Source organism: Pseudomonas sp. GM25, assembly GCF_000282255.1.
Classification (GTDB): domain Bacteria; phylum Pseudomonadota; class Gammaproteobacteria; order Pseudomonadales; family Pseudomonadaceae; genus Aquipseudomonas; species Aquipseudomonas aphyarum.
This window is the reverse complement of sequence record NZ_AKJQ01000009.1, coordinates 14,858-27,104: the sequence shown is the minus strand read 5'-3', so window position 1 is coordinate 27,104 and position 12,247 is coordinate 14,858. Positions and strand designations below refer to the sequence as shown.

Below are 12,247 nucleotides of genomic sequence, written 5' to 3'. Positions count from 1 at the left end.
CGAAATGGCGCAAGCAACAGGATCTCTGCGGTTTGCGCCATTTTTTCATCCCAACTTTCGAGGACCTGAATCATGTTGAAAGGCTACGGGGCTGTCATCCTCGATGGCGCTTGGCTGACGCTTCAGCTCGCCTTGTCGTCCATGGCCCTGGCCATCGTTCTCGGGCTGATCGGCGTCGCATTGCGCCTGTCGCCGGTGCGCTGGCTGGCGTGGCTGGGCGATCTGTATTCCACGGTGATTCGCGGGATTCCCGACCTGGTGCTGATCCTGCTGATCTTCTACGGCGGTCAGGACCTGCTCAACCGCGTCGCGCCGATGCTCGGCTATGACGACTACATCGACCTGAACCCGCTGGCCGCCGGTATCGGCACCCTCGGTTTCATCTTCGGTGCGTACCTGTCGGAAACCTTCCGCGGCGCGTTCATGGCAATCCCCAAAGGTCAGGCCGAAGCCGGCATGGCGTACGGCATGAGCAGCTTCCAGGTTTTTTTCCGGGTGCTGGTGCCGCAGATGATTCGTCTGGCGATTCCGGGCTTCACCAACAACTGGCTGGTGTTGACCAAGGCCACCGCGTTGATTTCCGTGGTCGGTCTGCAAGACATGATGTTCAAGGCCAAGCAGGCGGCCGACGCCACCCGCGAGCCTTTCACCTTCTTCCTCGCAGTGGCGGCGATGTACCTGGTGATCACCAGTGTCTCGTTGCTGGCGCTGCGTCACCTTGAGAAGCGCTACTCGGTAGGCGTAAGGGCGGCTGATCTATGATCTTCGACTACAACGTCATTTGGGAGGCCCTGCCGCTGTACCTCGGCGGTCTGGTCACCACCCTCAAGTTGCTCGCGCTGTCGCTGTTCTTCGGTCTGCTCGCGGCCCTGCCGCTGGGGCTGATGCGTGTGTCCAAGAACGCCGTGGTCAACGGCGCGGCCTGGCTCTACACCTACGTGATTCGCGGCACGCCGATGCTGGTTCAGCTGTTCCTGATCTACTACGGTCTGGCGCAGTTCGAAGCGGTGCGTGAAAGTTTCCTCTGGCCGTGGCTGTCCAGCGCAACGTTCTGTGCGTGCCTGGCGTTCGCGATCAACACCAGCGCCTACACCGCCGAAATCATCGCCGGCAGCCTCAAAGCCACGCCGAACGGCGAGATCGAAGCGGCCAAGGCCATGGGCATGTCGCGCTTCAAGATGTACAAGCGCATCCTGCTGCCTTCGGCCCTGCGCCGGGCGCTGCCGCAGTACAGCAACGAAGTGATCATGATGCTGCAGACCACCAGTCTGGCGTCCATCGTGACCCTGATCGACATCACCGGCGCGGCCCGTACCGTCAACGCGCAGTTCTATCTGCCGTTCGAGGCGTACATCACCGCCGGCGTGTTCTACCTGTGCCTGACCTTCATTCTGGTGCGCCTGTTCAAGCTGGCCGAGCGTCGCTGGCTGAGCTACCTGGCCCCGAGGAAGCACTGATATGGAACGCATCGACCACGTTCTGCCGTGGAGCCACCTGGGCAGCGAGCGCCGGATTTCGGTCTTTCGCTTCGGTAGCGGCGAGCGCAAGGCCTACATCCAGGCCAGCCTCCACGCTGACGAACTGCCCGGCATGCGCACCGCCTGGGAACTGAAAAAACGCCTCGGCGAACTCGAAGCCAAGGGCCTGCTCAACGGCGTCATCGAACTGGTGCCCGTGGCCAACCCGCTGGGTCTTGGCCAGTTGCTGCAAGGCAACCATCAGGGGCGTTTCGAGGCCGGCAGCGGCAAGAATTTCAACCGTGATTTCGTCGAGCTCAGCGCCCCGGTGGCCGCCAAGCTGGAAGGACAACTCGGTGATGATCCGCGCGCCAACATCCGCCTGATCCGTCAGGCAATGGCCGATCACCTGGCCGCATTGCCCGAGGCAAGCAGCCAGTTGCAAGGCATGCAGCGCATTCTGCTGCAACATGCCGCCACCGCCGATGTGGTGCTGGATCTGCATTGCGACTGCGAAGCCGCGCTGCACATGTACGCCTTGCCGCAGCACTGGCCGCAGTGGCGTTCGCTCGCCGCGCACCTGGATGTGAAAGTCGGTCTGCTGGCGGAAGACTCCGGCGGCAGTTCGTTCGACGAGGCTTGCTCGTTGCCGTGGCTGCGTCTGTCGCGCCTGTTTCCGGACGCGCAGATTCCACTGGCGTGCCTGGCGACCACCGTCGAACTCGGCGGTCAGGCTGACACCACGCCGGCGCAGGCCGAAGCCTGGGCAGCAGGCATTCTGGCGTTCCTTGCCGAGCAGGGCCTGATCCGTGGCGAATGGCCGAGTGCGGCGCACGAACCGTGCGAAGGCATGCCGTTCGAGGGCACTGAATTGCTCCTGCCGCCGCATCCCGGCGTGGTGAGTTTTCTGCGCAAGCCCGGCGAGTGGGTTGAAGCCGGTGACAAGATTTTCGAAGTGATCGATCCGCTGTCGGATCGGGTCAGCACGGTGTGTGCTGGTACGTCCGGGGTGCTGTTTGCCATTGAGCGGCTGCGTTACGCCCAACCCGGTTTCTGGCTGGCCAAAGTGGCGGGGCGCGATGCGCTGCGCGACGGCCCTTTGCTCAACGACTGACTGTTTTTGTGAGAACCGACCGCATGTACAAACTTGAAGTCCAAGACCTGCATAAACGCTATGGCAGTCACGAAGTGCTCAAGGGCGTTTCCCTGAAAGCGGCCGCCGGCGATGTGATCAGCATCATCGGCTCCAGTGGCTCCGGCAAAAGTACTTTCCTGCGCTGCATCAACCTGCTCGAGCAGCCGCACGCGGGCAAGATCCTGCTCAACAACGAAGAGCTGAAACTGGTGGCGAACAAGGACGGCGCGCTGAAAGCCGCTGATCCGAAACAGCTGCAACGCATGCGTTCGCGCCTGTCGATGGTGTTCCAGCACTTCAACCTGTGGTCGCACATGACCGCGCTGGAAAACATCATGGAAGCGCCGGTTCACGTGCTGGGCGTATCCAAGGCCGAAGCCCGCGAGAAAGCCGAGCACTACCTGAACAAGGTGGGCGTGGCTCATCGTAAAGACGCGTTCCCGGGGCACATGTCCGGTGGTGAGCAGCAGCGTGTGGCAATCGCCCGTGCGCTGGCGATGGAACCGGAAGTGATGCTGTTCGACGAACCGACTTCGGCCCTCGACCCGGAACTGGTCGGCGACGTGCTGAAAGTCATGCAGGCCCTCGCTCAGGAAGGCCGGACCATGGTGGTGGTAACTCACGAAATGGGCTTCGCCCGTGAAGTGTCGAACCAGCTGGTGTTCCTGCACAAAGGCGTCGTCGAAGAAAGCGGCAACCCGCGTGAAGTGCTGGTCAATCCGCAATCGGAACGTTTGCAACAATTCCTCTCGGGCAGCCTCAAGTAATCGCTCCCGTTATGCACCAAATTAGGTCATGCTGCGCAGCGCGCCAGATGGTCTAATTTGGTTGCAGCCGATTTCGGTTTTTCCCTCTGTTTACGTTTCGGATCGCCCGCCATGACTGCCCATCGAATTGGTTTCCTGATTTGGCCCAGCACTAAAGCTCTGACTTTGGCGCTGGCGGAGGAGGCCTTGCGTGTTGCCCAGCGTGTGCATCCGGACGTGGTTTACGAGTTGTCGTTCCTGCAGGCCGAAGCACCGACCGAAGGTGAATGGCAACTGCCCGGCGAACCCTGGGCCGGCAAACTCGAAAACTTCCAGAAACTGTTCCTGCTCGCTGACGAGCCACCGACCAATTTGGCGCCGGCACTCAGCAGCGCGCTGAAACAACTGGTGCGTGCCGGTTGTGTGATCGGCGGTCTGTCGGCCGGTGTGTATCCGCTGGCGCAACTCGGTCTGCTCGACGGTTACCGCGCGGCGGTGCACTGGCGTTGGCAGGACGATTTCGCCGAGCGCTTTCCGAAAGTCATCGCCACCAGTCATTTGTTCGATTGGGATCGCGATCGCCTGACCGCGTGCGGCGGCATGTCGGTACTCGATTTGCTGCTGGCCGTACTGGCCCGCGATCACGGTGCGGAACTGGCCGGTGCGGTTTCCGAAGAACTGGTGGTCGAGCGCATCCGCGAAGGCGGCGAGCGTCAGCGCATTCCATTGCAGAATCGTCTCGGCTCCAGCCATCCGAAGCTCACCCAGGCGGTGCTGCTGATGGAAGCCAACATCGAAGAGCCGCTGACCACCGACGAAATCGCCCAGCACGTGTGCGTGTCCCGTCGCCAGCTGGAGCGGATCTTCAAGCAATACCTCAACCGCGTGCCGAGCCAGTACTACCTGGAACTGCGCCTGAACAAGGCCCGGCAGATGTTGATGCAGACCAGCAAGTCGATCATCCAGATCGGCCTGTCGTGCGGTTTCTCCTCGGGGCCGCATTTCTCCAGCGCCTATCGCAACTTCTTCGGCGCCACGCCGCGAGAAGACCGCAACCAGCGGCGCAGCAGCAGTCCGTTCGAACTGTCGTCGGTGCCGCCAGAGCGCGGTTGATCCTTCGCCAGTCATGCCATGGCATTGGCTGCCATGGCGCTGCACCAGTCAGTCTTCGATTTCCAGATCAGGCCTCATTTCCGGTGGGCGCGGCATGCCGTCGATGCCGTTGACGTTCAGGTTGTTGCCCGTTTCCTGATAGTAGGCCCGGACGCGTGCCAGGCTTTGCGGCGACAGCGGGTTGTTGCGCAAGTCGTAGCGGTCGCCGACTGACGCGGGCACATCCATGATTTCTTCCGGCACGTCCGTGATCGCATTGCCGGACAGGTCGAGCTCGTTCCAGTGCAGGTTCTCCAGTGTACCTTTGGGGATTTCGGTGATTTCGGTATCGCTCAGGTCGAGGTCGGTGAGGCTGTGCAGATTGCTGATGTCGGGCGTCAGCCCCAGCGGGTTGTCGCGCAGGTTAAGCACCTCGAGTTTGTCCATGCCCGCCAGTGCTGCTACCGATTCTGGCGTCAGGCTGATTTCGCAGTCCGGCAGGCTCAGCGCCGTCAGTTGACTCATGGTGAAAATGTCCTTGGGAATATCGCCCAGATTGCATTCGCGAATGGCCAGGCTGTCCAGGCCGGGAAAGGCTTCGAGGAAGCGCCCGAGCCGTGACGAGTGGCCGTCACCCACCAGGAACAGGTCCGGCACATAGGGGAACCGGGCGCCGAGTGTAGGCAGTTCGCCGAGGAAGCTCACAGTGTGGCTGAACCCGTAGCTGTCGAGACTTGAATCCTCCATCGGAATCTTGCGCCAGCAGGTCAGCAGCGCTTCGGCGAACTGTGAGCGCAGTTGCTCCTGTCGCAGGCGCGCGGTTTCGGGCAGTGGTTGGCCGTTGAGTGGATTCACGGGGATGTCGCCGCTCCACTGCGCGAGGCTGCGGGTGAGATCGCTCAGCGCCATTTCCCGCCGAGCCACTTCGTTGCGACCGTCGGCCAATGTCCCGCTCAGGCGATAGATAAAAGTGCTGGCCTGCTCATTGTCCATCGCGGGATATAGCGTCTGTACCCTTGCCCGATCTGCCTCATCGGCAAGCACGCCGAGATCACCGCCGGTGCGCCGGAAGTAGTCCTTGACCCGCTCGCGTATCGCGGGGCTCAGGGGGTTGTTGCCGAAGTCGTAGCCATTGCCGATATCCGCCGGCAAGTTGAAGATTTCCTCGGGAATTTCGCTTATGCGATTGTTGTTGAGGATGACGATTTCCAGCTCCGGATGGTTGATGACGCCGTCGGGAACTTCGCTGATGGCAGTGCCGGCCAGGTCGAGAAAGTCCAGTGCCGGCAGGGTGCGGATGTCTGGCGCCAGTCCCAGCGGATTGTTGTACAGGTCGAGTTTCTTCAGGCGTGTGAGGGTAGCGAGAATGGCGCGCCCTTGTGAATCCAGCACCACCGCGCAATTGCTAAGCACCAGATTTTCCAGGGTGGGCATGCGTTTGAGCGAGGCCGGCATTTGCTGCAAACCGAGATCGCGCAGCTCCAGGGTTTTCAGCCCTGTAAACGCGCCGAAGAAATCATCGCCGGCGCGCAGTTGGGCGTTACCCGTAATGGACAAGGTGGTGACGTGGCTGAAGTCAGCGTCCAGTGCTGGCAGCTCACCCATGAAAGGGAGGTTGAGCACCAGCCTGTCTGACCGCAATTCGGGCTGGGCGGTCGAGCGTGCACGCCAGAATGCTTGCAGATCCCGGCGGTATTGATCACGGCCGGAGCGTTCGACGACGTTGTCCTCTTCAGTGAGCAGGGTGCCGGTTGACGGATGTCGCTCGGGAATCTCCCCGACCCAGCGGTTGAGCGTGGTCTCCAGCTGTTGCCATTCCGATTCCCAGTGGCCGATTTGAAGTCGACCGTGATCGAGTGTTCCCGGTAACAGATACAACAGGCGGCTCGCTTGCTCGGCATCCAGTTCTGGAAACAGGGCGAGCACGCGCCTGATATCGGTCTGTGGCATCGATACGCCGAAATTCTGTCGGGTGCGCTGGTAACTGGACTTGATCCGTTCGCGAGTGGCGAGGGACAGCGGGTTTTCCCCGAGAATGAATTGATTGGGCGAGAGCACGGGCAGGTCGAACAGGCTGTCAGGCAATTCGCTGATCCGGTTGTACTCGAAGTTGGCCATGATCAGAGTCGGATGTTCGACCAGGCCTTCGGGCAGGTGAGTGATACCGGTGTCGATCAAGCGCACGTGAGTCAGTGCCGGCAATGCCTGCAAATCCGGTGCGGCGCCCAACGGGTTGTGGCTCAGGTTGAGCATCTGCAACCGGGTCATGGAGGACAGGCGGGACGGGGTTGGCGGTGTCAGGGTCAGCTCGCAGTACTCAAGTACCAGACGCTCCAGCAACGGCATGCGTTCGCAGGCTTCGGGCAGTTGCTCCAGTTTGAACTCGTGAAGTTCCAGATGGCGAAGACCGGTGAAGGACGATAGGAAAGCGTCGACGCCGCTCAGGGTCGGATTGCCATCGAGGGTCAGTTCGGCGATGTGGCTGAAGTCTGCCGACAGCGCGGGTAGCTCGCCAATGAAGGGCAGCTCCGCGATCAGGACGTTGCCTCGTTCTGTGGGCTTTTCGGCAAACCGGAAGCGCCATAGTTCTTCGATCCGCTGAGCGAACAATCGCCTGTTCGTTTGCGTCACAAAGATTTGTCGTGGATTGAGCAATAGCCCCGTGGTCGGATGAACACTGGGCCCGGCAACAGCCCATTGCGCGAGGTCGGCATTCAGCTGACGGATTTCGGCCTGCCAGTGCCGCAGTTGGCTGCGGCCGAGTTCGAGCGAGCCCGGCAAACTGTAGAACACGTCGCTGGCGTCCTGTGTGTCGAGGTCGGGAAACAGCTGCTGGGTGGTTTCGATATCCGCCGCGTCGGCGAGTACGGCGAAGTCCTGGCCGGTTTCGCGGCAGTACTGCTTGATCCGCTCGCGAGTGCCGGTGCTCAGCGGATTGTTTGAAAGGTCGTAGCTATCGCCGGCCTGGGCCGATAGCTCAAACAGGGCTTCGGGCAACTCGGTGATCTGGTTCTCGCTGAGGATGGCGGTCTTGATTTTCGGGTGGTCGAGGAGGCCGGGCGGGACTTCCAACAAGCCTGTACGTGACAGATCAAGGTAGGTCAGGGTGATCAGGGTTTGCAGGTCGGGCACCAGATTCAGCGGATTGCCCGGCAGTTCCAGTGATTCGAGTCTGGGCATCGCGGCCAGTGCTGTCAGTGATTCGGCAGTGAAGCTCACGCCGCAATTATCCAGCACCAATACCTCCAGCATCGGCAGGCTATTGAGCGTCCGGGTCAGTTGATCCAGTTCGCCGTTACGCAGAATCAAGCGCTTCAGCCGAGAGAAACTGCGCAGGAACGGCGCGTCACCGCGCAGGCCTTTGTTGCCGTTGAGGGTCAGTGCGGTGATGTGGCTGAAGTCGGCGCTCAGCTCCGGCAGGTCACCGATGAACGTGGCATCGGCCGTGAAGACATCGGCCCTGGCGTGCGGATGGATTTTCGAGCGGTGACGCCACAGGCGCAGCAACTTGCCGGCGAAAGTCTCGCGTGCGTCCTGCTCCGTGAAGCGCTCGTTGGCCTCAAGCATTGCGCCACTTACCGGGTGGCGGTCGGGGGTATCCCGTGCCCAAACGTTCAGGTCCGCGTTCAATGTGGCCAGCTCGGTTTCCCACGCGGTCAGTTGCAAGCGACCCTGGATCAGTGAACCGGGCAAGCGATAAATCAGGTTGCTGGCCTGGCCTTCGTCGATATCCGGAAAAAGCGCCCTGGTGCGGGTGATATCGGCTTGTTCGGCGCGCACACCGAAATTGACGCCGGTGCCTGTGAAATAGGTCTTCACTTGCTCGCGTGTGACAGCGGAGAGTGGATTGCCGGAGAAGTCGTATCCGGCGCCGGCAGCGGGCGAGAACTCGAACAGCGCTGGCGGCAGCGTGCTGATCCGGTTGTCGGTCAGCCAGGCGCTTCTGATCTGCGGATGGTCGATCAAACCGGGTGGGGTTTCGGAAATCCCGGTGCGGGACAGGTTGAGGTAGGTCAGCGATGGCATGAAGGTCACGTCAAAGCTCGTCCCCAGCGGATTGTCCTTGAGATCCAGCTCAACCAGCTCGTCGAGTGACGTCAGCAGCGCCTGGTTTTCCGGGGTCAGAACGATTCCACATTGACGCAGGCGCAATTGGCGCAGGGTCGGCATGGTCGAGAGGCCTTGCGGCAGGTTGTGCAGGTCGAAGTGCTGTAGATCCAGACGGGTCAGTCGAGGGAAGCGACCAATAAAGTTCTCGATGTCCGCCGATGTTCCACTGCCGCAGAGCTCCAGGCTGACGACGTGACTGAAGTCTGCCGTCAGCTCCGGCAGATCGCCCAGCAACGGTTCGATAAAACGCATGCGGTAGCCAAAGCGCTGCGGGGTTTCCCGACGCCAGCAACTGAGCAGGGTTCGGGAGAAAAGCTGTCGATCGCGTGCGGCCGCTGCTCGCCGGGCTAGAGACAGTTCCTGGCCGGTTACAGGATCGACCAGCACGTCTCTCAGTCGCCACTGATCAAGGTCGATCTCCAGACGTGCGTATTCGAGGCGCAGGCGCGACAGCTCGGCAATCGGGTTCTCCAGATGGCTTTGCAGATGCTGCACCATCGCCCGCTGCCCGTCCTCGGTGATGCCGGGAAAAACATCGCGCACCCGCGCTTCCAGAGTGGGCGGAGAATCGTCGTGTGACACATTGCGTGAGTAACCTTCAGCGCCTACCAGACGCAAGGTGTCGACCTCACTGGCGGGAGCGCTTTCGACTGCCAGAGTGAGGCGCAGATTGGCGCGGGGCAGGGGATTGTCGCGAATCAGTTGCCGGAGTTTTGGTCCTTCGCCGATCTGCAGGTTCAGGGCCTGGCGTTGGGCATCAGGCAAGGCTTGCAGCACGCTGGTGTAGAAATCCGTCGGGCCGTGCAATTCCAGTCCGGTCTGATCAAACGGCTGCCATGTGCCATCGGCCCGGCGTACCAGAATTTTCTCGATGGCCGCACCCACGGGGCCGGTGGTGTCGACTCTTTTCCCTGTAAACGACTGGTCGCGTACTTCCAGACTCACAGCATCTGACCAACCCGACAGTAGCGGCAGGCTGTGCAGTGCCAGGGTTTCGGAATCCGGGTTGCGCACCGAATCGATTTCCAGTCCTTCATAGGCGCGGGTGATGCGCAGTTCGTGCAGGGCGGTTTCGCAAAGCTGCTGCTGACGCTCTGGAATTTGCCCTTCGCCCAGTTGTAGCAGCTCCGTGCCAGTGGCGGTGTGAACGAGTTCTTCGATGATTCGGGCAGGCAGCTCTGGTGCGTATCTGGCTACCTGTTGTTCGAGTTGGATATTGCGCGGCTGGCGTGACGCATAACGTTGTTCGAACAGGGCCGGTCGCTGTTGTTCGGCAATCTGCGCGAGCCGGATCCGGAGTTGGCGAGTGCGCACATCGAGGGCGATTTTTTGCCCGAAGTCTTCATTGAGCAGGGTGTTGATTTCGCCCTCGTCGAGGGTCAGCAACAGGGTCTTGAGCAAGTCGCCGTCTACCAGTCGGTCAGCGTGAATCTCGGTCAGTGTGGGCTGCGCATCGCCGGAGGACTGCCAGACCCTTTTGCCCCCGGCATCGATCAGGCGCAGACGCCGTGAGTCCGGCCACAAGTCCTGTTCGTGGAGTAACTGAAGCTGGATCAGCGGATCGGCCTTTCGATAAGTCGCTGGATCGTCGCTGCTCATCTGCTCGATGAACGTCTGCAAATCCTGATCGATCCTGAAACGCTCGAGGGTGTCGGCCAGCAGCGGCGGTATGCGCTCCTGATTCACGTGCATTTTGCGCAAACCGTCTTCGGTGTAACCGCTGACTTTCAGAATGCGTTCGCGCTGCGTCGGGGTAAACGACTCCACGCTGTGGCCGATTCGCTGCAACGTAGTGGTGCTGTCCCACTGCAGCGGGTTTTCCAGCTCGGTGTGAAACGCCCCCTCGCCGTTATGCCACACCACGGGTTCATAGGCGTCGGTGCGTGCAGGGTGTTCGATGCGCCACTTGCCGGGTATTTCGAGATCGCTGACGACGTAATGCGCCTGATCCAGCGGTAGCAGTTTTTTACCTTCGTGCCGGTGCAGGCCCTGTGCGTCGGGTGTGGAATCTGCCCCTGGCACGGTGTCGCGGGCATAGTTTTGCAGATCCGGCTTCCAGTACAGGGTTTTGCCGTTGCGCAGTTTCACCGGCCGGAAGCTGTCCATGAACGCCACGACTTCGGCCGGCAACACCTTGGGCAGCTCGGCCATGGCAATGCCGGTGCCACCGCCGAAAGCGCCGAGCTGGATCAGTGATTCGAGCGCAGCGAAGAAATGTTCGCTGGCTTCGGTTGTCTGGCCTTCAGCCCATTCGACGACCGATTCGAAAACCTCGTCGAGCAGTTGGTAAGTGATGTACGCCATCATCATTTCACCCAGAAACGGGATGAACGGCAGGACGACGAACGCGGCGGTTTCCAGGACCGACGCCGCGACACTGACAAACGAATCCCAGCGTTTCCAGCGTGCGTTGCGATCGACCATGGCAGTGGGAACTGCGATCACTGCGGCATCGTTGAGAATCTTGTTCAACTTGCCTTGGTAAAGGTGTTCCAAAAAATGGCCGACGAAGGGCGTGACTACCAATTGCAGGTCAGGCTTTTCGATGGGGGTGTCGCGCCAGGGCGGCAATTGGCTGTCGGCCTGTGGTGGGTGCCATTTGGTTTCGCTCAGTCGTTGCCTGAGCTGGCCGAAAAATTGTCCACGCTGTTCGTGAGCGACGAAGCGGCTGAAGAATCGTTGGTACTCCGTATCGCGCAATTGCCGGGTCAGTTCCTTGGCAAGGTCTGCGGTGGAGCGGTATTCCTTTATCGGATGTTCAGGATCATCCGGAAAGTAAGCCACCACCGTGACTGCGGTTTTTGCGCGTTCGAGGTCGGGTGCAAATATCACGACTCCGGTCAGGGCGACCGACATCATCGTCAAGTCGTGGCAGTGCATTGGCTGACCGTTCATCAATACGGTAGACGCACCATCCAGCAATCGTTCAATCGAATGCCGATTCGCATGTCCGATATCGCCCTGCATGCGCGCCATCTTCAGCGCCGCGCGCAATGCGGTTTTTTGCGCTGTATTGACTCTGTGCCGCAGGACCGCAGCCGCTACCGGGCTGGAGATGGCGAGATTTTCTTCGAGATAAACCTTGTAGCGAGCGCCGATATCCAGCTCCCGGCAAAGATGGGAGAAAGCCGGGATACCGGGTTTTGCGTTCAGCGGTACCAGCGTTTCGAATTGCCCTGTCGCCGACGGCCGGGTGATGAACGAGGAGCCGCTGGTGTAGGCATCTGCTTCTGTTTCGCCAGCCTCGAAGTTATGCAGGGCTGCATCCAGCAGTGACACCGTCCACGTCCGGGTGCCGGTGGTGATGCCTGCTGCCTTCACCGGGATGTACAACTGCAGAAAGGTGTCGTTGACGTTCAGGTCCAGGTCGAAACGCGATTTCAGCGCCTCGGTCAGAATCGGCTCGGCGAAGCTGCTGGCGTTCTGTACCCGTTCGAGCATCTGATCGACGGCATTCTGCGCGGTCATGTGCCGTGTTATAGCGCTTCTGAGCGCTTGATGTTGATCTGCGGGTGCTGACCTGATCGGATCGGGGAGGGCGCGATGGCTGTTCTTCAAGGCCGCGCGCCGGGCGGGTGACGCCTTGCCCAGCCATTCGGGGATCGCGTTCACCAGCGGTTCATAGTGGGAAGCGGGGTTTTGCGCGGTCGCACCGGGCGTGGGCGAACTGGCGGGCGGTTGCCCGGTGGTGGAAGGCATCGTTGGGT

The 12,247-nt window shown here is 60.8% G+C and carries 6 protein-coding genes; 5 read left to right on the top strand and 1 reads right to left on the bottom strand.

Features of this window, described 5'->3' with window-relative positions; translation table 11 throughout:
* The first annotated feature begins 72 nt into the window (after window positions 1-72).
* The 5 genes from PMI24_RS02680 (at window position 73) to argR (ending at window position 4,451) form a co-directional block, all read left to right on the top strand.
* Window positions 73-762, top strand: coding sequence for an ABC transporter permease (locus PMI24_RS02680; RefSeq protein ID WP_007951063.1), 690 nt, complete (start codon window positions 73-75; stop codon window positions 760-762).
* Window positions 759-1,457, top strand: a complete 699-nt coding sequence (locus PMI24_RS02675; RefSeq protein ID WP_007951062.1) for an ABC transporter permease — start codon at window positions 759-761, stop codon at window positions 1,455-1,457. The genes PMI24_RS02680 and PMI24_RS02675 overlap by 4 nt, the downstream gene beginning before the upstream one ends.
* 1 nt (window position 1,458) lies before the next feature.
* Window positions 1,459-2,571 (top strand): succinylglutamate desuccinylase/aspartoacylase family protein, encoded by a 1,113-nt coding sequence (locus tag PMI24_RS02670; RefSeq protein ID WP_007951061.1) that lies wholly within the window; start codon window positions 1,459-1,461, stop codon window positions 2,569-2,571.
* 23 nt (window positions 2,572-2,594) lie between these two features.
* Window positions 2,595-3,359 (top strand): ABC transporter ATP-binding protein, encoded by a 765-nt coding sequence (locus PMI24_RS02665; protein ID WP_003227281.1) that lies wholly within the window; start codon window positions 2,595-2,597, stop codon window positions 3,357-3,359.
* Window positions 3,360-3,470: 111 nt separating this feature from the next.
* On the top strand, window positions 3,471-4,451 hold the full coding sequence (argR, locus tag PMI24_RS02660) for a transcriptional regulator ArgR (protein WP_007951060.1): 981 nt from the start codon (window positions 3,471-3,473) through the stop codon (window positions 4,449-4,451).
* 48 nt (window positions 4,452-4,499) lie between these two features.
* Here the strand turns inward: argR and PMI24_RS02655 are convergent, their stop codons facing one another.
* Window positions 4,500-12,239, bottom strand: coding sequence for a dermonecrotic toxin domain-containing protein (locus PMI24_RS02655; protein WP_007951059.1), 7,740 nt, complete (start codon window positions 12,237-12,239; stop codon window positions 4,500-4,502).
* Window positions 12,240-12,247: the final 8 nt, after the last annotated feature.

What these genes read in the sequence shown, in the direction of transcription:
- PMI24_RS02680 (WP_007951063.1), top strand. Translation starts at nt 73, where the DNA reads ATGTTGAAAGGCTACGGGGCTGTCATCCTCGATGGCGCTTGGCTGACG.
- PMI24_RS02675 (WP_007951062.1), top strand. Translation starts at nt 759, where the DNA reads ATGATCTTCGACTACAACGTCATTTGGGAGGCCCTGCCGCTGTACCTC.
- PMI24_RS02670 (WP_007951061.1), top strand. Translation starts at nt 1,459, where the DNA reads ATGGAACGCATCGACCACGTTCTGCCGTGGAGCCACCTGGGCAGCGAG.
- PMI24_RS02665 (WP_003227281.1), top strand. Translation starts at nt 2,595, where the DNA reads ATGTACAAACTTGAAGTCCAAGACCTGCATAAACGCTATGGCAGTCAC.
- argR (WP_007951060.1), top strand. Translation starts at nt 3,471, where the DNA reads ATGACTGCCCATCGAATTGGTTTCCTGATTTGGCCCAGCACTAAAGCT.
- PMI24_RS02655 (WP_007951059.1), bottom strand. Translation starts at nt 12,239, where the DNA reads ATGCCTTCCACCACCGGGCAACCGCCCGCCAGTTCGCCCACGCCCGGT.